Source organism: Stenotrophomonas sp. STEN014 (assembly GCF_056760315.1).
Genome location: NZ_JBRREN010000007.1, coordinates 1 through 25,383, shown reverse-complemented (window position 1 = coordinate 25,383; position 25,383 = coordinate 1). Strand labels below are relative to the sequence as shown.

Sequence of the window (25,383 nt, the reverse complement as noted above, 5' to 3'; positions counted from 1 at the left end):
CTGCGGCGGCGTACTACCGGTACGCCACTTACCTCGCTGCTCATACCGGGGTACCCGCTACCGGTACCACCTGTACCGATTCGCAGTCGTAAACCTTGCGCAGCTGGTGGCACAGCGTTTCCGGCGGACGTGTGCCATGGATGTCCATCTGCACATGCCAGCGGCCGGCATCGTCGGCGTTGCGGTTGCCGGCGATGTTGCTGGGCGAAAAACCACGGCGTTCGACCATGCCGATCACGCGCACCAGCGCGCCTTCGGCCGGCTTCAGCACCAGGTCAAGCCGGTATTGCATTGGAACTCTCCTGCGTTGCCTTGGCGTGGGCGGGGTTGCTGTCGAGCATGGTGCTGTTGGCGTTGTTGGGCGGCACCAGTGGCCAGACATTGGCGCGGGCATCGATGGACACATGCAGCAGTGCCGGGCCGGGCGTGTCCAGCAGCGCGGCCAGCGCATCCTCGACCTGCGCGCGCTGGGTGATGCGGGTGGCGGGAATGCCGAACACCTGCGCCAGCGCGGCGAAATCCGGGTTGTCGGACAGGTCGATCTCGCTGTAACGCTCGGCGAAGAACAGTTCCTGCCACTGGCGCACCATGCCCAGCGAGGAGTTGTCCAGCAGCACGATCTTCACCGGCAGGCGGCAGCGGGCGATGGTGACCAGCTCCTGCACGTTCATCATGAAACTGCCATCGCCGGAGACCAGCACCACGGTGCGCTCCGGGCAGGCGAACTGTGCGCCCATCGCCGCCGGAAGGCCGAAGCCCATCGTGCCCAGCGCGCCAGAGGTCAGGTGGTTGCGCGGGTGGTTGAAGCGGCAATGCTGCGCCACCCACATCTGGTGCTGGCCGACGTCGCAGGCGATCACGGTGTCGGCTGGCGCCACTTCGCTCAGCCGCTTGAGCAGCGCCGGCGCGTAGATGTCCTGGCCTGGGGCGTCGTAGCGGGCGGTGAACTTCTCGCGGTTGGCCGCGCAGCGGGCGCGCCAGGCGTTGCAGTTGCCGCGCAGGGGAGTCAGTGCCCGCAGCGCGGTGGCGACATTGCCTGGAATGGCGACATCGACGCTGCGCAGCTTGGCGATCTCATAGGCATCGGCATCCAGGTGGATGACGCGGGCGAAAGGGGCGAACTCGGTCAGCTTGCCGGTGGCGCGATCATCGAAACGGGCGCCGACCACGATCAGCAGGTCCGATTCCTGCACCGCCATGTTGGCCGCCCGGGTGCCGTGCATGCCGAGCATGCCCAGGTACTGCGGATGATTGGCCGGCAGCGCGCCCAGACCACGCAGGGTCAGCACGGTCGGAATACCGGAGGCTTCGACGAACTGGCGGAACTCGCCGACCGCATCGGCCAAGCCGATGCCGCCGCCGCCGTAGATGACGGGCTTCTCGGCCGCGGCGATCAGTTCGATGGCCGCGGCCAGACGCTCCGCCTCCGGCGCCGGCACCGGATCCACCGTGGCCGGCCTGTGATCGGGCAGATGCGAGGCATCGGCCAGCTGCACGTCCTTGGGCAGGTCGATCAGCACCGGACCGGGCCGTCCTTCGCGGGCGACACGGAATGCTTCGGCCACCACCTGTGGCAGTTCCTCGACACTGCGCACCAGCCAGCTGTGCTTGACGATCGGCATGGTCATGCCGAACACATCCAGTTCCTGGAACGCATCGGTACCCAGTAGCGGGGTGCCGACCTGGCCGGTCAGGCACACCATCGGTACCGAATCGAGCATCGCATCGGCGATACCGGTGACCAGGTTGGACGCACCGGGGCCGGAGGTGGCCACGCAGACACCGACCTTGCCGCTTGCGCGGGCGTAACCGTTGGCGGCCAGCGCCGCGCCCTGCTCGTGGCGTACCAGGATGTGCTTGAGGCTGGAGTCCACCAATGCGTCGTAGAACGGCATGATGGTGCCGCCCGGGTAGCCGAACAGCGTTTGCACGCCTTCGGCTTCCAGGGCCTGCGTCAGCCAGCGTGCGCCATTGCGCGGCGCACCGGGGGTGGATGTGTTCATGCAGCGACCTTTGCCTGTTGCGGGTGGGGGACCGCGGGGTTACGCGTTCTGTGCTTGCAGCCAGACCATCTTGGCGCGGAGCTCCTTGCCCACCTTTTCGATCGGATGGTCCATGTCGGCCTGCTGGAACTTCCTGTAGTTCGGCAGCCCGGCTTCGTACTCGGCTTCCCAGTTCCGGGTGAAGGTGCCGTTCTGGATGTCGGTCAGCACGTCCTTCATGCGTGCCTTCACCGAGGCGTCGATCACGCGCGGGCCGGAGACGAAATCGCCGTACTGGGCGGTTTCGGAGATGAACTCCAGCATGCGGGTGATGCCGCCTTCGTAGAACAGGTCCACGATCAGCTTCAGTTCGTGCAGCACTTCGTAGTAGGCGATTTCCGGCTGGTAGCCGGCTTCCACCAGCGTCTCGAAGCCGGCCTGCACCAGCGCCGAGGCACCGCCGCACAGCACGGCCTGCTCGCCGAACAGGTCGGTTTCGGTCTCTTCCTTGAAGGTGGTCTTGATGATGTTGGCGCGGGCGCCGCCCAGCCCGGCGGCGTAGGCCAGGGCCAGCTGCTCGGCCTTGCCGCTCTTGTCCTGGTGGACCGCGTAGATGCACGGTACGCCACGGCCGATTTCATACTCGCGACGCACCAGTGCGCCCGGGCCCTTCGGTGCGACCAGCACCACGTCCAGATCGGCGCGCGGCTCGATCATGCCGAAATGCACGTTCAGGCCGTGCGCGAACAGCAGGCAGGCGCCCTGCTTCATGTTCGGCGCCAGCACCTCGTTGTACAGCTTCTTCTGCACCATGTCCGGGGTCAGCACGGCGACCAGATCGGCGTCCTTGACCGCTTCGGCCGGGCTCTTGACGGTGAAGCCGTCGGCCTGGGCTTTGACCTCGGTGGGGCCACCAGCGCGCAGGCCGACGACCACGTCGAAGCCGGATTCACGCAGGTTCATGGCATGGGCGCGGCCCTGGCTGCCGTAACCGACGACGGCGATTTTGATCTGGGGCAGTTCGTTGGTGCTCATGGTGCTTAGGTTCCTTGCAATGAAGAGAGACTGCAGAAATGAAAACGGCCGTTGCGTCAGGACGCAGCGGCCGGGGCGGGCGGGGCAGACACCATGCAGGTGGCAGCGCTGCAGGTGGCAGCGTTGGCGGTGTGTTTGTTGGTGGTGTCAGGGGTCGGAGACATGGTTTCAGATGAAATAGAAGCTGGAAACGAAAAACCCCGCACCGGGGTCGGCGCGGGGTCTTTGATCGAATCTGGCAGTTTTCTGCTACGCGCCAGCTCGTCCCGCACCTGTGGGTTCGGTAATAAGTACGAGTACAAGCAGCGATGCCGCGACCGGAGTCGGGCTCGATGACAGGTGGGCGGCGGTGGTGTGGCGTTGCAACATGGAACCGAGATAACCATCCCCACGGTACGCATGTCAACGCTTGCAGATGTGATCACCGGCAATGGGCCGGCAATGCCCGCCACAGCGGCTTGGTTGCTCTTGAAACTTAGTGCCTGCACGTAATTCATCGGACCTGGTTGCGCGGAAAGCCGCGCCCGCGACACGCGGTTCGGGAAAATGGGGGGGGGCGATGATCGGATTCCGACGCTTTTGCCGGTTTAACAAGTACAGGGCAATTTCTGTTTCGGACCGGGGGAACTCATGGCATTGGATTTGGAGCGGGAGACGAGGCATGGCTGCGGTGCCCCGTGCAACAGCGCGTTAACTGACCGCGGCCCGGCGCTGGTGCCGCTGATGGCCTCCGGCGACGGGCTGCCGGCGCCGATCATCTATCGCAAGGGCTGGGCGTTGCTGGGCTATCTGGCGGTAGAGTCCAATCGCATGCACTCGCGGGTCTCGCTGGCAGCGCTGCTGTGGCCCACCCTGGGTGAAAGCAGCGCGCTGACCAACCTGCGCCAGGTGCTGAGCAACCTCAACCGCTTCTGCACGGCCAGGCTGGGGCCGGACATCCTGCGTATCGAACGCACCGCCGTCGGCCTGATGCGCAGTGAGGCGCCGCGGTTCGACATTGATCTGCTGCTGGCCGCGCCATGCCAGTCGTTGCACCTGCTGACCGAGCAGCGCGTCTTCATGGATGGCATGGACGACATCGCCGATTCCAACTTCCAGTCATGGCTGGAAACCACCCGGCAGATGCTGGAGGCCCGGCTGGTTGGTGCGGCGGAGAATTGCTGTGATGGACTGTTGGCGGCCGAACAGTGGGAGCGGGCCATCGATGTGGCCCGCGCGCTGAGTCTGCGTGACCCGTGGAACAACGCGCATGCCCGCCGGCTGATGCACGCCCATGCCGGCTGTGGGTTGCACAGTGTGGCGGTGACGATCTACCAGCATTTCGAGTTGGAGCTTCAGCGGGAGCTGGGCCTGGAGCCGGATGTGGAAACCCGCCGGCTGTTTACCCGCATATCCAGTGGTTCCCCTGCCCAGCGCCGCGCTCCCTCTCCGGTGGCGGTAGCGGCCGGAATCAGGGCGGTGAAGACCGGTTTGCGTATGGCCGGCTGAACCCGCGGTTGCTCCTGTCATGTTGCTCCCGATGGCAGCCCTAGGGCTGCCATTTCCATTTACCTGCAATGCGCCGGTCCGCGTCAACCCTGTGTGCGCGGTGTCTGCCCCGTGCCGCTGGTGGCGCTACCGGCACGTCCATGCCCTGCGGTTTTTCTGCGGGGCCGGAACGCGATGGCTACGCCGATGCGGTTGAACCGTACCGCTGGGTGCCGGGAGGCTGTGGAAGGATCAGGGGGTGACACCGATCTTGCCGATCTCCGCGCGCTCGGCCGGTCCGGGCGTAATGCCGAGCATGTCGGCACGCTGGGCCTGCAGGGAGACCGCCCGATACAGCGCGGTTGCGCGGAGCTGCAACGGATAGATGCCGCCGTCCGGATCATCGCTGGCAGGGGTGCCGTCGAGGAACGCGCTGCGGAGCTGGGCGGTCTTTTTCACGTTTTCCACGCTCTTGGCCTTGAACGCGGCCGATGCCGTCGTCGCGCCCAGGGCACTGCCGAGTCCGACCGTCGACAAGGGCACGCGCCAGCTCCAGCCGCCAATGGAGTTCGCCGTCTCGCCGATCGAATCGAAGATGCCGGCAGTGGCGCTGAAGATCTGTGCCACCGACAGGACGATGGCGGCGTCGGCACCCAGATCACCGGCATGGGCAAGATCGACCATGATCTCGATCTGCTCCTGATAGTCGTCCATCGCCGGTACGTTCAGCGAAGCGGCCGCGGCGGCATTGGCGTGCGCATGCAGCGCGCTTCCCAGCGATTCGCCGCAGCGCAGCCGGCTCCACAGCTGCTCCATGCCGACCGCCCGCACCTTGTCCTGATAGTCGTTGCCGGCTTCCCGCCGCGGTGATGCGAAGGTGTGGCCCTTGTTGATGGCCATCGGCGCGCTTGTCGCAGGATCGGTCAGCGCCAGCGCATAGGCGACGTTTGTGACCCGGCCGCTACTGCCGATGGTGTGGGCCTGGCTGCCCAGCGCCGGGGCGTTCATTGCCGTGCGCAGGGCATAGCAGAAGTCCAGGCCGTTGCTTTTCAGCGCCGGTACCGCGGTGCAGTCCACGCCAGCAAGCGTGGCGCAACCGGTCGGCAGCGCGACCTGCGCACTGATACTGCCGGAGGTGGCGTTGCTGAGCATCTGCAGGACAGGGGCGCGGTCCACGGCCACCGCCAAGTCACCTGCCACTGATGCGAGGTCCGGATCGACGCCAGTGATCGCAGGACTGCGGTACACCGCATAGCGGATGCGTCCGGCACGCGGTTCGGGCAGCCCGAGTTCGGCATGCGGCAGGAAGCCGGTGCTCAGCGTGCAGTTGGCGATCCCGTCGATTCCCGCCGCCGGGCAGGGCAGGTGGTGCCGGGCGGAGACATAGGCAAGCAGCGCGTCGTCGGCGCGTTGTAGAAGCGTGCGTTGCAGCACCTGCTTCTGCTCGGCGTGGGCATAGGTCAGCCAACGCACCAGCAGTACCCCGGCAATGCCCAGCACCACCAGCACCACGCTCAACTCGACCAGCGAGAAGCCGCCCATGCGTTGTCGCGAACGCCTGTGGAATCGTGTCATCTGTCTACTCCGGCTTGATCCAGGGCAATCGCGGTCCGGCTTGCCGTGTCGTACATCACGTGTGCGCGATCACGCTGCTGGTTGGCATACATCAAGGCGGTGTTGGCCGCTTCGATACCTTCTTTGGCGCTGGCGATGTCTGCCTTGGCCAGTTCCACCGAATGGGCGGCATAGCCGATCGAGGCCAGGGCAGTGGCCTGCTCGCCGATGCCGATGGCTATTCCCAGCGGATCGGGTGGGAATCCTGCGGCGGTGAGGACGATGGCGATGGCCTCGTCGAAGATGGCGAACGCCAGGCCGGTAACCGCCGATGCCATACCGGTTTCGGCCTGGACCATGACGATCTGCGCGGTGCGCGCGTCGAACTTGCGGAAGCGGGCCGTATAGGCGGTGACTTCCATGATGCTGTGAGCGGCCAGCGCGCTTTGCGCCGCGCCTTGTGTGCGGGCAACCCGATCGCTGCAGGACAGGCGGCTGGCCAGTTCGCCGAATCCGGCGGCCTGCACCGCCATGGACGCATCGGCATCGCTGCTGCCGGGCAGCCGCAACGTCGCGGCGGCGGCCACTGGGGTGCCTTGCAGTGGAGAGCCATCGCGCGCGCCCAGCGCATAGGCGGCGCTGCTCTCCAGCCCGGGCAGCGGCGGTGCCGCCGTCTGCAGGTCGAACAGCTTCAGGCACAGGTCCAGTGCGTTCGGTGCCGGGGCGGCGGTGCCGGCATAGGCGCCGGCCAGGTGCGGCACGAACAGGTCGGCCGGTGGGACCAGCAGCGCCGGCTGCACCTGGTACAACAGGCGCAGCCTCGCTGAAAGGCCCAGGTCGCGGACCGGCAGCCAGCCCGCCGTGGCGCCCGCATCGGCCTTGCCATCGCCATTGGTGTCGGCGGCCGGCAAGCGGAGGTTGCCGCGCAAGTGGCCAAGCATGGCCTGCTCGGCCTGGGCCAGTTGCTGCTGGCCGGCATCGCGGCCCAGCACCTGCTTGCCGAGCGGAATAAAGCTCACCGCCACCGCGGTGAGCAATGCGGCGATCACCAGCACCACCGCCAGTTCCAGCAGGCTGAAGCCTCGGTGGTGGCGCGAGTAGATCGGCCTCATTGGCCTGCTCCGGCCGGTGTCAGCGGGCCGACAGCTGCACGCTGATCGGCTTTCCGGATGAGATTTCCGGCACCGATCACGATCGGGCTTTCCTGGCCGCTGCCGATCGTGGTCTGCGCGGCCTTCAGATCCTCATACTTCTGCAACAAGTCGTTGTAGCGGGCCTGCAGGTTTTTCCGGTTGGTGGTTGCCTGCTCGCTTTGCGCTTTGGACCGCTGCCAGTCGGAATAGGCCTGGGCATAGCTGTAGTAGGTGCATCCTCCCTCAAAGAGGCAGTTAATCGTCTGCTGTGGTTCCAGCAGCGGCATTCCACGGCTGCCCGACGCGGCCGGGAAGTCGTCGTAGTAGCGGGTTCTGCGATTGTCCGGATCATCCTTGCCGGCCCTGGTACACGTCGCGCTGCGGTTCTGGTAGCCGCACCAGGTGTAGATGCCGGTGTCCTCCTCGATCAGCATCTTCTCGAACACCCATTGCAAGGGGTACTCGATGTAAGGGGAGGGCTGGTCGTCGTAGGCTTTCCGGATCGTCTTGAGCAGTGCCTGGTAGGTCTTCAGTTCACTCTCCGCCCTGGCCAGATTGGCGGCGATCATCGGCTTGCACTGCAGGTTGTAGTCGCGCGGATTTTTCTGCATCTCGTCCACAACCGTCAGCTTGCCGTTCTCGTACTGGGTGCTCTGGCAGGTATCCAGATAGCGGACCTGGTTGTTGGAGTTGTCGCAACGGATCTTGTCCTCCTGCGATGTGGCTTTTCCGCAGATCTTGCTGGCATCGTCACGGGCCATCTGCAGCAGCGTGGCGAAGCTGTCCTTCTGCTTTTTCAGCTCGTCGACCGCATCGGTCATTTCTTCCACGTAGCGCTTTGCATCGGACCACTGCTCGGCCAGCCGCAGGCGCTTGAGGGCATCGACCTTCGCGCTGGGTTTGAGATAGACCTTCCAGCTGTAGCCGGCATTCTCCCCGGACGCGGGCAGTGTGCAGGAGCTGTTCAGGCTGCCGCCGCTGGTCGCTTCGCAACGCCATTCCTGGTAGCGCGCGTCTGATGCACCGACATTGATGCGGTCCGGTTCGATGGTGCGCTCATTGAAGGGCGAGATGCGATGGGTGTAGTACGCGTTCTCGACCGCCAGCGTCCGGTTTTCCTCGGCCCTGGCCTTGTCCACCTGTTGCTTCAGGCCGTCCTGGAATTCGGTTTTCTTGCTCAGGCATTCGTAGACCGGCTGACCGTTCTCGTCGAACACGACCTTCCCGTCTTTCATCACCGGAATCGGGAAATGGTCGGCCCCGAGCTTGTACTCGCAGGTTTCCACCATGGCGCCGAACAAGGTCACCTCCAGCTGCTTGAGCACATTCTCCACCGACTGGGCCTGTGGCTTCACCGCCCGTCTGGCCCGGTCGCGGGCCTTGACGCTGGCGTCCAGGGCCATGCCGACCGGGATCAGCGCGGCCGTATTCAATCCCAGGGCAACGGTGCCGCTGACGGCCGAGACGACCGCGGTCACCAGTGCGGTGATCTTGAACGCCACTTCCCAGCAGGTGATGCCCAGCGAGGCAATGCAGGTGGCAACGGCGCGAACCAGTTCGCCTGCCGACAGATAGGTGCTGCTCAGTGCGTCGTAGATCCCGCCCACGTTCAGGGCAATGGCGGCGATGGTCGTGGCTTGGGTGAAGGTGGCATCGATCACACCGAGCTCACCATTGCCGATGTTGTTTTCCTGCAACTCGCCAATGGTGGTATGGATCGCCACCGCGCCGGCCAAGGCATCCATGGCCATGATTCCAACACTCGGCGGCGCCTGGTCGGGCGAGGTGGTATCGGCAAACTGGCGGCAGCCCAGGCTGTGCGCCATCGATTCGAATGTGCGTACCCGCACCCGGTCGTCGTAGTCGGCATCGCCGGGTTGTGCCGGACTTGGCAGCGCGATGCTGTCCGCGCTGTCGAAACGGCCATGTCGGCCCGGCTGAGTGCCGGCAGCCGTCAATCCGTAGGCGATGTTGTAACGCGCACCGGCGGCATCGACCGTATTGGCAGCGCTGGCATCGCCCTGGGACAGGGAATTGCGATGCAGCGCGGCGCAGAAGTCCAGCCCATTGCCGACGACCGCAGGCGTACTGCCGGTTGTCCCGAACAAGGCGGGGGGACCGGCCGGGGCGTCTTCTTCCAGCGGCTCACCGTAGGCGTCGGGGATGAGGTAGGCATCGCCGGGTTCGCGCAGTGAGGGGAAGACCATCGGAGCGCCGGCGATGCTGCGCTGCGTTCCCTGCGATGCGGTGTAACGCACCGGCCCGGCGGCCAGCGCTTGTTCGTTGGCACCCGGCAGCAGCGCGATGGGCAGGAACCCGGACGACAGCGCGCAGTCCTCCGCCCCCTTGACCGGGTCCTCGCTCCAGTTGCGGGCCGGACAGGGCAGCCGTGAATGGGCCGCCGCATAGGCCATCAGTGCCTCATCGGCCCAGCGCAGCTGTTCCTGCTGGTTGGCGGCCTGCTCCAGTGGGCGTCCGGATTGCAACATCAGCGCGGCAGCGGCGACGACCGCGCCGAGCAGCATCAGCACCAACATGGCTTGCAGCAGGCCGAATCCGCGCTGGCGGCCGCCGGCAGCGGGGGCGGGCGTGCCGATGTCCGGCACCGGGAGATGAATCGACATGGCTGACTCCGCTTACTGGTTCATCTTGATGTAGGCCTGCACCACGGCAATCTGCGCATCCACATTGGCACCTGCGGCACTTTGCTCGTGCCGGGACCACAGACCCGCATCGGCGACGAGCGCGCCGCTGGTGGCGCCCTGGCGACCGACTTCGCGCATCCGCCCGAAGCGCGCATCGACACGGCCGTCGAGGCGCTGGTCCAGCTGTTGGGCCAGCTCGGGGGTCAGGTTGCTCAGCCGCATCACGTTGCGCACGCGCCCTTGATAGCCACTGGAACTGATCGGCTCGGCCCAGTCGGACACCGCCATCAGACACACTTCGATGCGCTGCGGGATGCCATTGCGATCCTGGTAGACGTAGGCATCCTGGCGGCCCTCGGCGGCCCCGTCGGGGAGGGTGACGCCACGTTTGAGCATTTCATCGACCAGATCCTTGCCGCACAGCGCCGTGGCCGTGGTGGCGCCGCCGACAATCCCGCTGAGCGTGGTGTCGCCGGGCACGCTGCCGGTCTGGGTGGTGTAACGGTCGTAGGCCAGGATCCAGCCTTGTACGAACTGGCTGCTGATGCGCTCGGCCACGGCGCTGCGGTAGACGTCGCGGCCCACGGTCACGGCACCGATGATGATGGCGATGATCACCAGCACCACCGACATCTCCATCAGGGTGAAACCACGCGCGCGATAAATTGATTTCATGGATCGGGTTTCCTTACATCTGCGGCGAGGTGATCGCCTGCTGCACCAGGTCATAGACCGGCAGCAACAGCGCGACGATCAGAAATACGAACATGCCACCTGCCAGCAGCACGACCACCGGCTTGATGATTTCCGACAGGTTGGTGATCAGCCGCTGCAGGCGCAGGCTGTATTCCTCCGACAGCCGCGAGAACTGGCTGTCCAGGGTGCCGGTGTCTTCGCCGACACTGATCATGCGCACCATCATCGAGGGAAAGCCGCCGACCTGGCGCATCGCCGAGGACACCCGGTCGCCGCGTTCGAGCACCTGGCGGATGGCGATGATGCGGTCGCGGTAGTACTCGTCGCGCATCGCCCGTTCCATCACCTGCAGGCTGGACACCATGTCCACGCCGGCGCGGATCAACAACGCCATGTACTCGGTGAAGAATGCCAGTCCGGAAGAGAACATGATGGTCTTGGCAATCGGCAGCCGGTGCAGCGTGTAGTGGGTTGCGCGGCGGAAGGCGCGGCTGTAGCGCCAGCTGACCCACAGCGCGAAGGCCGCCAGCACCAGCGCCACGAGGATGTAGCCCACATGCGAGATCAGCCACTCCGAGCCTTTCATCACCGCCACGGTCAGCGGCGGCAGCTTGGCGTTCATCTGTTTGAAAAGATCGGCCAGGTTCGGGACCACGTAGTAGATCCAGAAACCGCCGGCGGCGAAGATCGCCGAGAACACGAAGGCCGGATAGATCAGCGCCTGCTGGGTATCGGCGGTCATCCGCGAGATCCGTTCGACGTGGTCGGCGGCCTCTTTGAGCATCTTGTCCATGCTGCCGGTCTCGTCGCCGATCATCACCAGGTTGCGCACCGTTTCGGGAAACGCATCCGGATAGCGGCTGAACGCGTCGCTGAGCGAGGCGCCGGCATCGAGCTCTTCGAGCAGGCGCCGGGCCAGGCGGGCCGGGTTCGAGGCGCGGCCCTGGCCGACCTCATTGGCGACGGCCCGCAACGCTTCCATCACGGGAATGCCGCTGCTGGTCATCACCGCCAGGTCGCGGAGCATCCCCGACAGCTCGACCGGTTTGATGGTCGGCTTGATCAGGTGGGAGAGCGAGCGCTGGGTTTCGGCCAGCCAGCCGGGAAAACGGTGCAGCGTCAGCACCACGGCGTCGAAGTTCTTTTCCAGCCATAGCCGGGCCGAGGCGTCATGCTCGACGGCCAGCTGGGTGACACCGCTGCGCACGCGGCCGTTGGACAGCAGCAGCTTGTAGTAATAGACGTTCATGGCGCCGGCCCCAGGCCGACCACACGCAGCACTTCCTCGCTGGTGGTCTGTCCGGCGATCACCCGGGTCCGGGCGACCTGCTCGATGCTCTTGAAGCCGGAGGCCATCGCCAGGCTGCGCAGGTTCTCGCGGCCCACGTCATCGGCAATCCCGTTGGCCAGCGCGTCATCGACGATCATGATGTCGTACACCGGCAAACGTCCGAAGTAGCCACTGCCACGGCAGCGGTCACAGCCCGGCCCGCGCCGGCCCATGGAACCGGGCGGTACACCCAGCCATTCGCATTCCTTGGCCGAGAACGGGGCTTCGGTGGCGCAGAACGGACAGACCTGGCGGACCAGACGCTGGTTGACCACGGCCAGCAGGTTGTCGGCGATCACCTGCGCTTCCAGTCCCAGCGGGCGCAGGCGCGGTACCACGCCGAATACGGTGGTGACGTGCAGGGTCGAGAGCACCAGGTGGCCGGTGGCCGCGGCCTCGACGGCGGCCTGCGCGGTCTCGGCATCACGCATTTCTCCGAGCAGGATCACGTCCGGATCGTGGCGCAGGAAGTGGCGCAGCGCCGAGCCGAATTCATAGCCGGCACGGCGGTTAACCTCGGTCTGCCCGGCGCCGGGGACGCGGTATTCGATCGGATCCTCCACGGTCAGCACGTTGCGTTCGATCAGCGACTGCATGCGCAGCGCCGCGTGCAATGACGAGCTCTTGCCCGAACCGGTGGGACCGGTGATCAGGATCAGGCCGGCGGGCTTGGCGAACAGCCGTTCCAGCAGTGCCACGTCTTCCGGGAAAAAGCCCATCTCCTCCAGCCCGGCCAGATCGCTGTGCTCGGGCAGCAGACGCATGACCATGCGTTCGCCTGATTCGGTGATCAGCGTGGAAACACGCACGGTGAGCGCGGAGTCGAGCACGGTGGCGCGGAAACTGCCGTCCTGCGGGCGGCGCTGTTCGGAGATGTCCATCTCCGAGGCCAGCTTGATGTAGCCCAGCAGACGGCTGAGCGTGTTCGGCATCGCCCACATCGGCCGCAACACGCCATCGACACGGAACAGCACGTGCAGACTGTGCTCGGAGGGGGCGATGTGGATGTCGGTGGTACGTTCGCGTACCGCCAGATGAAGCAGATAGTCGAGCAGTTTTTCCGGGCTGTAGGCGTGGTCGTTGTCCACCGCCAGGCGGCGGATCTCCTTCTCCAGCAGGCTCTCGATCGGGTTTTGCGCGAAGTAGTAGGTCTGCCGGATCAGGCGCGCGACCTTGCCGTACTCGCCCTGCAGGAAGTGGCAGCGCAAACCGCAGCGCTGCAGCACCAGCTGGGCCACGGCGGCGGCATCGGCGTCGCCCAGCAGCACCTCGAGCTGGTCGCCGTTGCGGCGCAGCGGCAGGAACTGGCGCATCTGGCACAGCTCGCGGTTGAACATCGCCAGGATCTGCGGGTCCGCCACGGGCAGCGTTTCCACCGCGGCGAACTCGATGCCCATCATGCCGGCATGGGTACGGACGATGTCCGATTCGTTGGCCAGCCCGTGGCGGATCAGCAGGCGGCCGAAGCTCTGCTGCTCGACGAGGTTCTTCTGGCGGGCGTACAGCAGCTGGATCGGGTCCAGCAGTCCCTGTTCGTTCAGCAATACCCCGAGGCGCGCCTGTTCGAGGCTCACCAGCCCCTGGGTGGTGTTCGCCGAGGCGGCGGGGATACGGGAATCAGCCGTGGCCATAGGGTGGGATATCCGTGGGGTTCGAAGAGGTGGAGGCGCCGGAGGGGAGGCTGTCGAGCAGATGCAGGGTGAGCGGATCGGCGATGCCGGTGCCGGGCAGGTGATAGCGCAGCTGCAGTCGGGTGATGGCGCGATGGGTCAGGGGTCCCAGGCGGCCATCAATGTGGCCGTCGTAGTGGCCCGCCTCCCGCAGCTGCTGCTGCAGATGCCGTATCTGTCCGGGTACTGCGTCGAGCGGCTGTGACATGGCCGGGGCGCCGAAGGCGATTTCCGCCTGCGTACCGGTACTGCGCAGGCAGCGGCCGCCATGCGTCTGCAACAGGGCTGCGGTCTGGGCCGGAACGGACTGGCGTACCCGTACCGCCGAATCGATCTTCGCGATGCAGCGCTCCCAGGCGTGGTCCTGGGGGACCTGCGCGACCGCCGCGGCCGGAGCCGGTTCGGCGTGGCTGTCGCCGCTGCGCAGCAGTGTGGTGGTGGCGATGCCGCACAGGGCGGCGAGCGAGGCGGCGATGGCCCACGACGGCGCATGGCGGCGTTTCGCGCGTGGTTGCCGCACCCCCGCCTCGGCGGCAGCGGCCTGGACCAGCGTTGCATCGATCGTGCGCTGTGCCCCGTTGTCGGCGTACAGGCCGTACAGGCAGCGGTCCATGATCAGGTGGATGTGTCGCGGGTTGCCGCCCGTTGCCTGGTACAGGACGGCGGCGGCGTCCTCGTGCAGGCTGAAGCGGTCGTTGCCGCCGGCAGCCTGCAGCCGGTGCTGCACATAGGCGCGAACACTTCCAGCTGGCAACGGGTCCAGGCAGGCATGTTTGCTGATGCGGCTGGTGAGCTGGCGGATGCCCGGCTGCGCGAGCAGCGTCAGCAGCTCCGGCTGGCCCGCCAGCACGATCTGCAGCAGCTTCTCCTGCCCGGATTCCAGGCAGGTCAGCAGCCGCAGCAACTCCAGGCTTTCGATATCCAGGTTCTGTGCATCGTCGATGACCAGCACACAGGTGGTCTGCCGTTGCCAGCATTGCAGCAGGAAGCGGTTGAGTGTCTCGATATCCGCGGCCGGGTTGCCCTGCGGCATCAGCGCGAAATCGCGCAGCACCGCAGCCAGCAGGTCGCCGCCCTGAAGGAATGTATTGAACACCAGCGAGACCACCATCCCGTCCTGCTCCAGCCCGGCGATCAGCTTGCGCAGGAAGGTGGTCTTGCCCGTGCCGACTTCGCCGGTCAGCAGTACGAATCCAGCGCGGGTGCGCAGGCAATGGCCCGCTTCGACCAGGTCGCGCTCCAGCGCCAGGGTCTGGAAGTAGCCGGTGGTATCGGGCGTGGGCGGGAACGGCGAGCGTTGCAGTCCCAGCAGCTCCAGGTGCCGGATCATGGCCGGGTTCATTGGGTGACTCCCTGCAGCTGCGCCAGCGCCCGGCGGATCAGCGCCGAGTTGCCGTTTTCCGCGGCCAAGCGCCGCAACCGGGTCTGCGCGGCTTCCGCTTCGCCACGGCCGGCTTCCAGCAGCGCGAGGTTGACGCCGGCCTGCTCGTCGTTGGTGATCCGCGCCAGGATCTGCCGATAGCTTTCCTCTGCGGCCACCAGCTCACCCCGGGTATGGGCCACCCAGGCTTCGGTACGCAGCAGGGTCAGGCTGTCGCCCGGCAGCTGCGAACGCAGCAGCACCAGTCCGGCCTCGATCGCGGCTGCATCGTCCCGTGCCACCGCCGCTTCCAGCGACTTGATCAGTGCCGGAATCTGCGCTGAAGAGGACGTGGCCGGTGCCGCCATGGCCGGGGCCTGTGTGCCGCTGTCGCGGCGGCTGACGGTGATGCTCAGCTGCTGCGCCTGTACGTCCACCACGGTGTCGGTCTTGGCCACCCCCGTCGCCGCCGGCGCCACCGCAGGGGCCGATGCCGGCGGTGAGGCCGGCACGACGGCCGAAGGCGAGGGTGCCGGTGATGCCGGAATGGCGGCGGTGCCGGTATCCCGGTCCATGGGCGTTGGCGGCGGTAGTGTCGGCAAACCAGGTGTCGGTGACGGCGTGGCTGCCACCTGCCGGATGGCAGGTGCCTTTTGCGCGGGCACGGGGGCGGTCGCCACTGGCGCGACTGGCTGAGGTGCGGCGGGGAGCGGAGCGGTTGCCTTGGTATAGAACAGGCCTGCAGCCAAACCGCCGGCCATCACCGCCGCTGCCCACACAAGCCGTGGGCCGTGGCGTGACGCATGCGCAACCGGCCGCGCGGCAGGTACGGCCGCGGGCGAAGATCGCGCGGGCAGGGCGTTGCTCTGCCGCAGTGCGTCGTAAATCAGGCTCACAGCACTTTCACCCTCAGCACCAGCACCAGCTCGCGGGTGGTGTGGCGCTTGGCGCGGGAACCGAACATGCGGCCGAACACCGGCACATCGGACAGACCGGGCACGCCACGATCATCCAGGGACGCGTTCTGGTCGATCAGCCCGCCGAGCATCACCGTGTCGCCGTCGCGCAGGTTGAGGGTGGTGGTGATGCCCTTGACGTTGACCTGCGGCAGGGTGACCGCATTGCCGTTCGGGAATTCCTTCAGCGCCAGGCTGGCGGTATCGACCTCGGTCTGCATCGGATGCACCAGCAACTCGACGGTACCGTTGTCGTGGATCATCGGCGCCACGCCGATCACCACGCCGGAGAACAGTGAATCGGTCTGGATGTCGGTGGACTGGTTGGAAGCACCGCCGCCGGTATTGGAGAAGTTGCTGGTGGACTTGGTGACGTAGCGGATGTTGGTGCCCACGCTCAGGTAGGCCGGGCTGCCGTTGCGCACGCGCACACTCGGGTTGGACAGCACCTTGACGTTGCCGAAGCCGCGCAGCACGTTGACCGCGGCCGAGAACGTGTCGCCCATATAGCTCAGCCCCATCGCGCGTCCCAGGGCGGAGCCCAGTGTCTGGTTGGGGAACGTGATCGTGCGTGCCTGCTCGTTCAGACGGGTCAGGCCGTCATAGCCGAGGACGGAATCGGCGGCCGGCAGAATCGTTGCCGGCGTATCGGCGTAGATGCCGGCAACGCGATCGCGCAACAGGTTCCAGTCCACCCCGAAATTGCTGTTGTCGTTGAGCGACACATCCAGGATCTGGGCTTCGACCAGCACCTGGCGGCGCAGCTTCTTCTTGTTGTGCTCGACCAGATCCTCCACCGCACGGATCTGCGAGGGGCGGCCGCGCACGAACAGGGTGCCGCTGTTCGGATCCAGGTTGTAGCTGGCAACGGCGGCCGGCTTGGGCGCGTCGGGCGTGATCGGTGCGGTGTTCTGCTTGGCCTTCTCGATGTCCAGAATGACGTCCAGCGCCGCGCCGAGCTGCTTGTACGGGTCGCTTTCCTTGCCGACCGTGCCGATCATCGACAGTGCACCGCGCAGTGACTGCCCCCCGCCTTCGCCGGCCATGCCGGCACCGAACACGTCGCCGCCGGTGGCCAGGTCCAGTGACGTGACCGAATTGAGCATGTCCACGTTGAAGATGCGCTCCTTGGTCTGGCTGACGACCAGTGCCCCGCCGCGCAGTTCGCCATGCAGGTCGAACGCTTCCAGGATGTGGTTGAACACCTCGCGTGCCGAGACATTGCTCAGGTGCAGGCTGGAGCGCTGTTTCTGCTCGAGCACCTTGGGGTCGACGATGAGGTTCATCTTCAATTCGCCGGCCAGTGCCCACAGCAGCTGGCCGACGTCGGCATCGAACATGCTGATGCTGACCACGCTGTGCTCCAGCGGGTCGTAGGCCGGCGCCAGCGGCGTGGTGACGGTGCCGAGCGGGGCCTTGCGCTCGATGCTTTCCAAACGGCGGTCCTGTGCCTGGAGCAGCTTGGCCGACTCATCGGCGATCGCCGTGCCCGTCTTCTCCAGGGCCTTGTGTTCGACCGGCGGCAGGTCCTGCACGCTGCGCGGAGGCATGTTGGCGCAGGCGCCCAGCAGCAGGCTGCCGATGCCGGCCACCAGCAGGCGGGGCAACGGCGTGGTCTGTGGCGATGTGGGCGTCGTGGAGCGGGACAGGTGCGTCATGGGATGAACCTCGGAGAAGACGGGGTGGTGAGCTCAGCGTTCAAGGGCGGTCAGCCAGCCGAGCAGGGTTCCGGCGCTTTCGGCCAGCACCAGGTCGTCATGGCGGAAACTGGAAGGGCGGTCGGGATTGGCCATGCACAGGGAACTTCCCGAGGCAAAGCCGTTGTTGACGGTATCGAAGCGCGGATGTGGGCTGGCGCTGTTGCCGTCCCTGTCGCGGCCGGGGGCTACCAGTGCGAATGCAGGATTGACGGTGTCGCCGGCCTCGTCGCAGACCGGAGTCGCGCCGGCGGGATCGGCCGGATAGAAGGCAGTGCCAGCGGGGACCTTGTAGTACGGCTGGCCGGTTGATCCGGGTTGAGCCGTCACGTCGGCCAGCGTGGCCAACAGGCCTGCGGTGCCATCCTGATCGGTGAATTCGGCGGACCGGGGGAGCGGGCGGGTCAGGTCGGTGCCGGCTTTCCGGTAGACGGCATAACGCAGCCGTTGTTCGAGCGGTGGCAGGCTCAGGCCCAGCGATTCGTACGGCAGCCAGCCCACACGCAGTGCCGCCGGGCAGCTTGCAACGGCGGTGCCCGTGCCCGGGGTTTCGCGGCCGAGATGGCTGCTGCCGGCGGCCTCGCTGCTGTCCGGACAGGGCAGCCGTTTATTGCGCACGAGGAAGGCACGCAGCGCATTGCGTGCTTCGGCCAGCTCCGCCTGCGCGCGGGCGTGGTCACGCGATTGCCCGTACAGCTCGAAGGCGCCCACGCCCAGCGCGCTCAGCAGGCCGATGATGCCGGTGACCACCGACAGCTCGACCAGGTTGAATCCCCGTTGGCGGCGCGGCAAAGCCATATCAGCGGGGGGCCGCCGGGGCCGGTGCCGCGGATGCCGCACTGGAGATGTCATAGCGCAACTGGGCCCGCAGGCGGCCCAGCTCGTCACTGACCTGGGAGATGCGTGCCTGCCGCTGCGGCGAGTCGGGCTGCTGGATCAGCATGGCCATCTCGCGGCCGAGCCGTTGCGCCTGCAACGCGATCTGGATGTTGGCGCGTGCCGCTTCGATATTGACGTTGGCTGGCAATGAGCCCGTGGCAGCGGCCGTATCGAGCTGGCGCAGCAATGCCTGTGCCTGGGCTTCGTTCTGTGCAAGCTGCTGGTCCATCTGCTGCAGGCTCAGCTGTGTGGCGGCGGCCGGTTTGGCCGGGCTGCGGGGAAACGCGGGTGCCGTGGCGATACCGGTATCCGGCGTGGCTGTCTGCGCGGTGCCGCTGCTCTGCCACGGGGCCACCGTGTCCTCCGTTGCGGTCGCGGCTGTCGGGAGCCCGCTGGACACGGTTTCCACAGCGGATTGCGCGGGCGCCACGGCGGCGGAGGGCTGTCGCCGCAAGCCGGCGACCAGCAGCACGCCGACCAGTGCCAGGGCGCCGGCGCCCAGCACGATCTTTGCTGCCGGCTTCACAGCGTGTCTCCACTCATGACCGGATTGCGTACCTTCAGCACGCTGGTCTGGCCATCGGCGCTGCGCAGCCGCACCCAGTCACGGCCGATCGCCAGCACGCGCGAGCCATCGTCCAGCCGCGAGCCGGTTCTCACCGGTTGGCCGTTGACCACGGCACTGCTGCGGCCGTTGGTGACAAGAACCATGGAGACGCTGACCGGGCCTGCGAATGTGTCGGGGCCGGTGGCGCTGCCGTCCGTGAGGGACGGCGCCGCCTCGGTGGCCGGCGGCAGGGCGATGAGGGATTCCCCCGCACTTGGGGCGGTAACCGGGCGCAGCCGCGCGACCAGCTCCAGTACCTGGCGGTTGCGGTTGATCGATGCGCGCAGTTGCGCTGCTTGCGTGCTTTCCTCGGCGTTGTTGCCGAGGAACAGCACCGCCGGTTTGACGATCACCATTGACGCCAGCCAGCCCGAAACACCGAGCCAGAGCGTCAGTGCGGTCATCGCGATGTATTTTTTCTTCACGGTGTCGGCTCCGGCGTGCCCGTGGCAACGGTTTTGAGCAGATAGGAAAAGACGCCCCCTCCGGCGCGGGTGCCGCCGCCAGACTGCGGATCCAGCGGGACTGGATCGAAACCTTCACGGCGCAGGCGCTCGACGAACGTGGCCACCTGCATGCCGGGCGTGCCGCGCCCGGCATCCACCATTCCATCCACGCGCAGGGTGCGCTGTGGTCCAGCCCCCGGCAGTACCGGCATGCCGGGCTGGCTGGGCGGCTGTTCCACCCGCACGCGCAGGATCCGCACCTCATCACTGGCGGCGCGACGGACGGCTTCCAGGCCGCTGACCGGATTCACCCTGTCGGCAAGACCCTTGGCTTTCTCGACGAACTGCAGCGCGTTGTCGAATCCGGCCGGTAGTGCAGCGTCACCGGCCAATTGCAGGGTCTTGCTCTCAAGTGCCGCGATTTCAGCGGAGATGGCCTCACTGCGCGTTTCGGCGTCGTTGGCGCTGAGGGTCCACCGCGCGCCGAGCGCACCCAGTGCGATGGTGATCAGCAACGAGGCTGCAGAAGCCAGTGGCAAGGCCCACTCGGCCAGATAGGCGGCACGGCTGGGCAACGGGTTGACCGCGTCGCGGGTGGAGGCATGGGCACGTACCCAGTCGATGCCACTGGACCAGCGCCGGCCCTCGGCATCGCTGAAAGTCCGCATCGGAACCTGGCTGACGCGCGCACCGGTGTTGACGGAAAAAATCTCCGCCAGTGCCTCGTTCATCGGTACCTGGCCCGGTTCGGCCGCGGGAACAAACAGCGAACACCACTGGAACTGCAGCGGCTCGGCATCCTCGTCGCTGCGTGCCAGGTCATCGGCGACCTGCTGGGCGAGGGCACCGGCGGTCATCGTCAGGTCGGTGACATCCTCGCTGTAGGCCATCGAGGAACGGCAGATGATGTCGTGCTTGCGTACCGCCAGCACGCACAGCTGCCGCCCGGCATGGATGACCAGGCCTTCGCCACTCTTGATCGCGCTCCACATCAGCGAGGTCAGTGGCACCACCAGACAGTGGTCCGGCTGGGCCTCGGCCCACGCATAGGTCTGCTGCCAGAGCTCGAGCGGTACCGCGGTGAACAGCGATTGATAACCGGCGCCCATGGAGCGGTTCTTGTGGATCAGGATCTTGCCCTCGCCGTCGATCATGCCGTCGGCGCGCAAGCGCTTTTCGATCAGGGCGACCGCATGGGCGGGGCTGCCTTCCAGGGAGATGACGCTGCTGACGCCGCCTTCGAATTCGGCGAACAGCCAGGCCGGCCCTTCCAGGCGTGGACGGCTGTCGGTGACCGCCACGGTATCGTGGCCGAACACCAGCCAGCGGCCGTGGAGCTGGACGATGCTTTGCATGCTCATGGTTGGGCGCTCGCGTGGGTGGTCTGCGCAACGATGCCGGTGGTATCGGGCGGGCCGGCGGTGCGGAACAGCAGGCTGCCGCGCAATGTCAGCGACAACGGTGCCGGTGGCCGGTCACCCAGCTCCAATGGCAGATGGAACAGCCCTTCTTCGACGTGGGTCACTGAAAGTTCGAAGGTGTCGGCACCGAAGATCCGCTCCGGTGCCGGCGCGATGCCGGCCAACAGCGAACTGGCGTCCGCGCGCGAAAGCTGCGTCTGGTTCAGGTTGATCAGGCGTTCGCCCCAGACCTCCGGGCGCATGTCCAGCGCCGCCAGCTGATCCATCAGCTGGCCCGCCGAACGCGCGTTGTCGACCTTCAGTTGTGCCTCTTGCTGGTGCATTTTCGCCAGCGCCAGCAACTCGTTGCGGTTGCTGAGCTGGTCATAGGCCTTTGCCAGCCCGGTCCGTGCGGTGATGAACCACGCGGCGGCGGCGACCAGGGCTAGAAGCGTCCCGGCGAACACCAGCAGGGAGAGACGACGTGACCGGCGCAGCCGGCCCAGCGGCGAGGCGATGGCCATGGCTTTTACTGGTTCATCTTGTAGTGGGCGGTCATCGTCAACACCTGTTCGGTATCGGTGTTGGTGCCGTTTGCGGCAGCCGTGCCGGTGCCGGAGGTATTGAAGGCCTCGGTGTTGTTGCCCTGCCATTCGATGCCGGCGGTGTTGGCATTGTCCGTGGCGGTCTTGGCGGCGACGCCCTGCTGGCGGAACGCGCCGGATTGCGGATCGGGCTTGCCGTCGATCATCTGGTCCAGTGAGCGCGCCAGGTCCGGGGTCAGGCCGGAGATGACCATCACATTGCCCGAGCCGGAGCCGGTACCCGGCGGATTCCACTGGAAGCAGACCTGCACTTCCTGCGGATTGCCGTTGGTATCCAGGTAGACATAGCGGTCTTCAAAACCTTCGCCGCGACCCGGCGGCAGGCTGATGCCGGCGCGGCGCATCATGTCGCGCAGCTGCAGGCCATTGGTGCTTGCCGCGGTGATGCCCTGCGGGGCGGCGGCATTGCAGATGGCACCGGGCGAGGTCGCGCCGGCCATGTCGCCGCCGGACAGCGAACCGGCGGCACCGTTGAAGTCGATACCTGCGACCATCAGCCGCGGCGCGGCCTGGTTGTCACCCACCGGGGCGCCGAAACGCTGGTGGTAGCTGTTGTAACCCACTACCCACTGGTCGACGAACTTCTGCTTGATCCGCGTGTACTCGGCGTTGCGCTGAACATCGCGGCCGATCATCACCGCGCCGATGATTACACCAATGATGACCAGCACCACGGCCATTTCGACCAGCGTGAAGCCGCCTTGGCGGCGGTTGGATCGGATTTGCATTGAAGAGCCCCTTTGGAAGAACCGGTGTGCCCGCTGTTGCTGGCGCGGGTGGTGTGTTTCAGCCGACTAGATACGGGGGCGGCGTAAGACACGCGTAAGAGCTGGGCGAACGCGGGGCGCTGGACTATCTTCTTGGTATTCCCGACAGGTACCTTCCGATGATCCGTAGCGTGCTGTTGCTGGCCATGACCGTGGTTCCCGCGACGTTTTCATTCGCCGCAGACCGCATCACCGGTCCCGGGTTTGCCACCCGTTCGGAGGTCATCGCGCCGAATGCGATGGCTGCCACCTCACAGCCGCTGGCCACGCAGATCGCGCTGGACGTGATGAAGTCCGGCGGCTCGGCGGTGGACGCGGCCATCGCCGCCAACGCCGCGCTGGGCTTGATGGAGCCGACCGGTAACGGCATCGGTGGCGACCTGTTCGCCATCGTCTGGGATCCGAAGACGCAGAAGCTGCACGGCTACAACGGCTCGGGCCGCTCGCCGCGTTCGTTGACACTGGGCGAGTTGCAACGCCGGGGTTTGAAGGAGATTCCTGCCACCGGGCCGCTGCCGGTATCGGTGCCAGGTGCGGTGGACGGCTGGTTCGCGCTGCACGAGCGTTTTGGTCGCAAGCCAATGGCCCAGAATCTGGCACCGGCTATCGGCTACGCCCGGGATGGGCATCCGGTAGCCGAAGTGATCGCCTACTACTGGGACCGCTCGGTGCCCAGACTGTCGCAATACCCGGGGTTCAACGAGCAGTTCACCATCGAGGGCCGGGCGCCGCGCAAGGGCGAGATGTGGCGCAATCCGAATCTGGCCAACACGCTGCAGCAGATCGCCGACGGCGGCCGTGATGCCTTTTACAAAGGCGACATTGCTCGCACCATCGGTGATTATTTCAAAGCCAACGGCGGCTTCCTGAGCTATCAGGATATGGCCGAGCATCACGGTGAATGGGTTGAGCCGGTGAGCAGCAACTACCGCGGCTTTGATGTGTGGGAGCTGCCGCCCAACAGCCAGGGCATCGCTGCGCTGCAGATTCTCAATATTCTCGAAGGCTACGATTTTTCGAAAATTCCGTTCGGCTCGCCCGAGCACGTGCACCTGTTCGTCGAGGCCAAGAAGCTGGCCTTCGCCGATCGCGCCCGCTTCTATGCTGACATGGCGTTCCAGCCGGCGCCGGTGCAGAAGCTGGTCTCCAAGGACTACGCCACCCAGCGCCGTGCGTTGATCTCGCCGGACAAGGCGCTGAAGGAAGCGCAGCCGGGCACGCCCAAACAGCTGGAAGAGGGTGACACGATCTATATGACTGTCGCCGATGCCGACGGCATGATGGTGTCGCTGATCCAATCAAATTATCGCGGCATGGGCAGCGGCATGGCGCCGCCGGGGTTGGGCTTCATCCTGCAGGATCGCGGCGAGATGTTCGTGCTGCAGAAGAACCACCCCAACGGCTACGCGCCCGGCAAGCGCCCGTTCCAGACCATCATCCCGGCCTTTGTGACCAAGGATGGCAAGCCGTGGCTCAGCTTCGGTCTGATGGGCGGGGCGATGCAGCCGCAGGGCCATGCCCAGATCGTGATGAACCTGGTGGATTTCGGCATGAACCTGCAGGAGGCCGGCGATGCCCCGCGCATCCAGCACGAAGGTTCGACCGAGCCGACCGGACAGGCGCTGGCGATGAGCGACGGCGGCGAGGTCAATCTGGAAACCGGGTTCCCGTACGAAACCATCCGCGCGCTGATGCGCAAAGGCCACCGGGTGGTATTCGCCGACGGTCCCTATGGTGGCTATCAGGCGATCCTGCGTGACCCGGACAGCGGGGTGTATTACGGCGCATCGGAGAGCCGCAAGGACGGGCAGGCGGCTGGCTACTGAGTCCGGCTGGGAAAGCCGCCGCCGGCAACGGGCGGGACTGACGGCAGCGCCGGCAAGCGCGCTTGGGGGCTGTCCTCGCAGACACGCAGGCCATGCGTGTCACTGATCCGCCACCCTGCGTTCCCGGACGGAAGCGGGCGGGCCGCTTTGCTGCAGCGATGGCATGCAAAGCCCAGGCGCGGGCACCGCTCAATCACCGCCCACGGTGCGTTCCGCCTCGGCCCGGGCGTCCTCCTGGGCCATCTGTTCGCGTTCTATCCATGCCTCGATGATGTGCCGGGTGCGCTGTGCCAGGCGGCGCTGCCGGTGGTGTTCGGCATCCAGTACCCGGTACAGCGACACCATCACCAGCACCATCAGCAAGGCGAAGGGCAGCGCCGCGATGGTGATCATGCTTTGCAATGCGTCCAGTCCCCCGGCCAGCAGCAGGACTGCGGCGATGAGCGCAACGGCCACGCCCCAGACCAGTTTGCGTGACAGCGGCGGGTCGCCGGCTTCGTCAATGGACATGCTGGCCAGCACCAGGACCGCCGAATCGGCCGAGGTGACGAAAAAGATGGTCAGCAGTACCAGCGCAAGGCTGGAAAGAAGCAGTGAGGCGGGCAGGCTGTCGAACATCGTAAATAGTACCGTCTCATAGCCGTTGCCCAATGCCTGCACTAGATCGGCCTGGCCGAACAGCTGCGACCACAGTGCGGTTCCACCGAACACGGAGAACCACAGGAAGCCGAGCAGCGTGGGAGCCAGCACCACGCCCACCACGAATTCCCGCACGCTGCGACCCCGTGAAACGCGCGCGATGAAGGAGCCGACGAAAGGCGCCCATGCGATCCACCACGCCCAATAGAAGATCGTCCAGTCCGCCACCCAGGTGCTGCCGGAGAAGGGCGACATGCGCAGGCTCATCGTCACCAGCTGGTTCAGATAGGAGCCAAGCGTGGTGGTGAACGTATCGAAGATGAAGCCGGTGGGGCCGAGCAGCAGCACCGCTGCCAGCAGCAGCGCGGCCAGGGCGAGGTTGAAGTTGGACAGCCACTTGATGCCACGTTCCACGCCGCTGGCGGTGGATGCCATGTACAGCACGAACGCCACCACGATGACGGTCAGCTGCAATGGGACGCCGGCGCTCACGCCGAATACCCGTTGCAGGCCGGCGGCGATCTGGATGGTGCCAAAGCCCAGTGTCGGGGGGGGCGCCCGGGGGGGGGGGGCCCCCCCCCGCGATGGTGAAACCCGGGAGCGCCCCCCCCCGGGGGGGTGGGGGGGGGGCGGGGGGGGGGAGGGGGGGGGTGGCGGGGGGGGGGGGGGGGGGGGGGTGGGGGGGGGTG

At 66.3% G+C, this 25,383-nt stretch carries 20 protein-coding genes and 1 pseudogene; 2 read left to right on the top strand and 19 right to left on the bottom strand.

Annotated elements, in window-relative coordinates:
• Positions 1-40 precede the first annotated feature (40 nt).
• The 3 genes from ACVOMC_RS10960 to ilvC are packed head-to-tail and all read right to left on the bottom strand — an operon-like array spanning position 41 to position 3,017.
• Positions 41-292 (bottom strand): ACT domain-containing protein, encoded by a 252-nt coding sequence (locus ACVOMC_RS10960; RefSeq protein ID WP_054658906.1) that lies wholly within the window; start codon positions 290-292, stop codon positions 41-43.
• Complete coding sequence (ilvG, locus tag ACVOMC_RS10955; protein WP_057505592.1) at positions 276-2,003, bottom strand: acetolactate synthase 2 catalytic subunit; 1,728 nt, start codon at positions 2,001-2,003, stop codon at positions 276-278. Before ilvG ends, ACVOMC_RS10960 begins: the two co-directional genes overlap by 17 nt.
• A gap of 39 nt (positions 2,004-2,042) precedes the next feature.
• The gene (gene ilvC / locus ACVOMC_RS10950) at positions 2,043-3,017 is read right to left on the bottom strand and encodes a ketol-acid reductoisomerase (protein WP_054658905.1); all 975 of its coding nucleotides are present in this window, start codon (positions 3,015-3,017) and stop codon (positions 2,043-2,045) included.
• A gap of 723 nt (positions 3,018-3,740) precedes the next feature.
• Between ilvC and ACVOMC_RS10945 the strand changes: the two genes are divergently transcribed.
• The gene (locus tag ACVOMC_RS10945) at positions 3,741-4,505 is read left to right on the top strand and encodes an AfsR/SARP family transcriptional regulator (protein WP_481523960.1); all 765 of its coding nucleotides are present in this window, start codon (positions 3,741-3,743) and stop codon (positions 4,503-4,505) included.
• Positions 4,506-4,736: 231 nt separating this feature from the next.
• Here ACVOMC_RS10945 and ACVOMC_RS10940 read toward each other — a convergent pair whose 3' ends face one another.
• The 15 genes from ACVOMC_RS10940 to ACVOMC_RS10870 all read right to left on the bottom strand — a co-directional run bounded on the left by ACVOMC_RS10940 (position 4,737) and on the right by ACVOMC_RS10870 (position 22,190).
• Complete coding sequence (locus ACVOMC_RS10940; protein WP_481523959.1) at positions 4,737-6,059, bottom strand: prepilin-type N-terminal cleavage/methylation domain-containing protein; 1,323 nt, start codon at positions 6,057-6,059, stop codon at positions 4,737-4,739.
• Positions 6,056-7,150 carry a type IV pilin protein gene (locus ACVOMC_RS10935; protein WP_481523958.1) on the bottom strand — a complete coding sequence of 365 codons (1,095 nt, stop codon included), beginning with the start codon at positions 7,148-7,150 and terminating at the stop codon, positions 6,056-6,058. Before ACVOMC_RS10935 ends, ACVOMC_RS10940 begins: the two co-directional genes overlap by 4 nt.
• Positions 7,147-9,795 carry a hypothetical protein gene (locus ACVOMC_RS10930; protein ID WP_481523957.1) on the bottom strand — a complete coding sequence of 883 codons (2,649 nt, stop codon included), beginning with the start codon at positions 9,793-9,795 and terminating at the stop codon, positions 7,147-7,149. The genes ACVOMC_RS10935 and ACVOMC_RS10930 overlap by 4 nt, the downstream gene beginning before the upstream one ends.
• A gap of 12 nt (positions 9,796-9,807) precedes the next feature.
• The gene (locus ACVOMC_RS10925; protein ID WP_054659372.1) at positions 9,808-10,491 is read right to left on the bottom strand and encodes a prepilin-type N-terminal cleavage/methylation domain-containing protein; all 684 of its coding nucleotides are present in this window, start codon (positions 10,489-10,491) and stop codon (positions 9,808-9,810) included.
• A gap of 13 nt (positions 10,492-10,504) precedes the next feature.
• Positions 10,505-11,761, bottom strand: coding sequence for a type II secretion system F family protein (locus ACVOMC_RS10920; RefSeq protein ID WP_057505596.1), 1,257 nt, complete (start codon positions 11,759-11,761; stop codon positions 10,505-10,507).
• Positions 11,758-13,473 (bottom strand): GspE/PulE family protein, encoded by a 1,716-nt coding sequence (locus ACVOMC_RS10915; RefSeq protein ID WP_481523956.1) that lies wholly within the window; start codon positions 13,471-13,473, stop codon positions 11,758-11,760. The genes ACVOMC_RS10920 and ACVOMC_RS10915 overlap by 4 nt, the downstream gene beginning before the upstream one ends.
• Complete coding sequence (locus tag ACVOMC_RS10910; protein ID WP_481523955.1) at positions 13,460-14,842, bottom strand: AAA family ATPase; 1,383 nt, start codon at positions 14,840-14,842, stop codon at positions 13,460-13,462. The genes ACVOMC_RS10915 and ACVOMC_RS10910 overlap by 14 nt, the downstream gene beginning before the upstream one ends.
• 8 nt (positions 14,843-14,850) lie before the next feature.
• On the bottom strand, positions 14,851-15,447 hold the full coding sequence (locus ACVOMC_RS10905) for a hypothetical protein (protein WP_481523954.1): 597 nt from the start codon (positions 15,445-15,447) through the stop codon (positions 14,851-14,853).
• A 317-nt stretch (positions 15,448-15,764) separates the two neighbouring features.
• Positions 15,765-17,486, bottom strand: a complete 1,722-nt coding sequence (gene mshL, locus ACVOMC_RS10900) for a pilus (MSHA type) biogenesis protein MshL (RefSeq protein ID WP_481523953.1) — start codon at positions 17,484-17,486, stop codon at positions 15,765-15,767.
• Positions 17,487-17,519: 33 nt separating this feature from the next.
• Positions 17,520-18,323: a type II secretion system protein gene (locus tag ACVOMC_RS10895; RefSeq protein ID WP_481523952.1), complete on the bottom strand. Its 804-nt coding sequence runs from the start codon at positions 18,321-18,323 to the stop codon at positions 17,520-17,522.
• A gap of 1 nt (position 18,324) precedes the next feature.
• The gene (locus ACVOMC_RS10890; protein ID WP_481523951.1) at positions 18,325-18,930 is read right to left on the bottom strand and encodes a hypothetical protein; all 606 of its coding nucleotides are present in this window, start codon (positions 18,928-18,930) and stop codon (positions 18,325-18,327) included.
• The gene (locus ACVOMC_RS10885; protein WP_481523950.1) at positions 18,927-19,436 is read right to left on the bottom strand and encodes a hypothetical protein; all 510 of its coding nucleotides are present in this window, start codon (positions 19,434-19,436) and stop codon (positions 18,927-18,929) included. The genes ACVOMC_RS10890 and ACVOMC_RS10885 overlap by 4 nt, the downstream gene beginning before the upstream one ends.
• Positions 19,433-20,818 carry a hypothetical protein gene (locus ACVOMC_RS10880; protein ID WP_481523949.1) on the bottom strand — a complete coding sequence of 462 codons (1,386 nt, stop codon included), beginning with the start codon at positions 20,816-20,818 and terminating at the stop codon, positions 19,433-19,435. Before ACVOMC_RS10880 ends, ACVOMC_RS10885 begins: the two co-directional genes overlap by 4 nt.
• A complete protein-coding gene (locus tag ACVOMC_RS10875; RefSeq protein ID WP_481523948.1) occupies positions 20,815-21,381 on the bottom strand; it encodes a hypothetical protein in 567 nt (188 codons plus the stop codon). The genes ACVOMC_RS10880 and ACVOMC_RS10875 overlap by 4 nt, the downstream gene beginning before the upstream one ends.
• Positions 21,382-21,386: 5 nt before the next feature.
• On the bottom strand, positions 21,387-22,190 hold the full coding sequence (locus tag ACVOMC_RS10870) for a prepilin-type N-terminal cleavage/methylation domain-containing protein (protein WP_481523947.1): 804 nt from the start codon (positions 22,188-22,190) through the stop codon (positions 21,387-21,389).
• Positions 22,191-22,348: 158 nt separating this feature from the next.
• Between ACVOMC_RS10870 and ggt the strand changes: the two genes are divergently transcribed.
• Positions 22,349-24,055, top strand: coding sequence for a gamma-glutamyltransferase (ggt, locus tag ACVOMC_RS10865; RefSeq protein WP_481523946.1), 1,707 nt, complete (start codon positions 22,349-22,351; stop codon positions 24,053-24,055).
• Between the two features lie 189 nt (positions 24,056-24,244).
• On the opposite strand, the pseudogene ACVOMC_RS10860 reads toward ggt, so the two are convergent.
• Positions 24,245-25,240 (bottom strand): annotated as a pseudogene (locus ACVOMC_RS10860) (BCCT family transporter); the annotation flags it as partial.
• Positions 25,241-25,383 lie beyond the last annotated feature (143 nt).

What these genes read in the sequence shown, in the direction of transcription:
- ACVOMC_RS10960 (WP_054658906.1), bottom strand. Translation starts at nt 292, where the DNA reads ATGCAATACCGGCTTGACCTGGTGCTGAAGCCGGCCGAAGGCGCGCTG.
- ilvG (WP_057505592.1), bottom strand. Translation starts at nt 2,003, where the DNA reads ATGAACACATCCACCCCCGGTGCGCCGCGCAATGGCGCACGCTGGCTG.
- ilvC (WP_054658905.1), bottom strand. Translation starts at nt 3,017, where the DNA reads ATGAGCACCAACGAACTGCCCCAGATCAAAATCGCCGTCGTCGGTTAC.
- ACVOMC_RS10945 (WP_481523960.1), top strand. Translation starts at nt 3,741, where the DNA reads ATGGCCTCCGGCGACGGGCTGCCGGCGCCGATCATCTATCGCAAGGGC.
- ACVOMC_RS10940 (WP_481523959.1), bottom strand. Translation starts at nt 6,059, where the DNA reads ATGACACGATTCCACAGGCGTTCGCGACAACGCATGGGCGGCTTCTCG.
- ACVOMC_RS10935 (WP_481523958.1), bottom strand. Translation starts at nt 7,150, where the DNA reads ATGAGGCCGATCTACTCGCGCCACCACCGAGGCTTCAGCCTGCTGGAA.
- ACVOMC_RS10930 (WP_481523957.1), bottom strand. Translation starts at nt 9,795, where the DNA reads ATGTCGATTCATCTCCCGGTGCCGGACATCGGCACGCCCGCCCCCGCT.
- ACVOMC_RS10925 (WP_054659372.1), bottom strand. Translation starts at nt 10,491, where the DNA reads ATGAAATCAATTTATCGCGCGCGTGGTTTCACCCTGATGGAGATGTCG.
- ACVOMC_RS10920 (WP_057505596.1), bottom strand. Translation starts at nt 11,761, where the DNA reads ATGAACGTCTATTACTACAAGCTGCTGCTGTCCAACGGCCGCGTGCGC.
- ACVOMC_RS10915 (WP_481523956.1), bottom strand. Translation starts at nt 13,473, where the DNA reads ATGGCCACGGCTGATTCCCGTATCCCCGCCGCCTCGGCGAACACCACC.
- ACVOMC_RS10910 (WP_481523955.1), bottom strand. Translation starts at nt 14,842, where the DNA reads ATGATCCGGCACCTGGAGCTGCTGGGACTGCAACGCTCGCCGTTCCCG.
- ACVOMC_RS10905 (WP_481523954.1), bottom strand. Translation starts at nt 15,447, where the DNA reads ATGGACCGGGATACCGGCACCGCCGCCATTCCGGCATCACCGGCACCC.
- mshL (WP_481523953.1), bottom strand. Translation starts at nt 17,486, where the DNA reads ATGACGCACCTGTCCCGCTCCACGACGCCCACATCGCCACAGACCACG.
- ACVOMC_RS10895 (WP_481523952.1), bottom strand. Translation starts at nt 18,323, where the DNA reads ATGGCTTTGCCGCGCCGCCAACGGGGATTCAACCTGGTCGAGCTGTCG.
- ACVOMC_RS10880 (WP_481523949.1), bottom strand. Translation starts at nt 20,818, where the DNA reads ATGAGCATGCAAAGCATCGTCCAGCTCCACGGCCGCTGGCTGGTGTTC.
- ACVOMC_RS10875 (WP_481523948.1), bottom strand. Translation starts at nt 21,381, where the DNA reads ATGGCCATCGCCTCGCCGCTGGGCCGGCTGCGCCGGTCACGTCGTCTC.
- ACVOMC_RS10870 (WP_481523947.1), bottom strand. Translation starts at nt 22,190, where the DNA reads ATGCAAATCCGATCCAACCGCCGCCAAGGCGGCTTCACGCTGGTCGAA.
- ggt (WP_481523946.1), top strand. Translation starts at nt 22,349, where the DNA reads ATGATCCGTAGCGTGCTGTTGCTGGCCATGACCGTGGTTCCCGCGACG.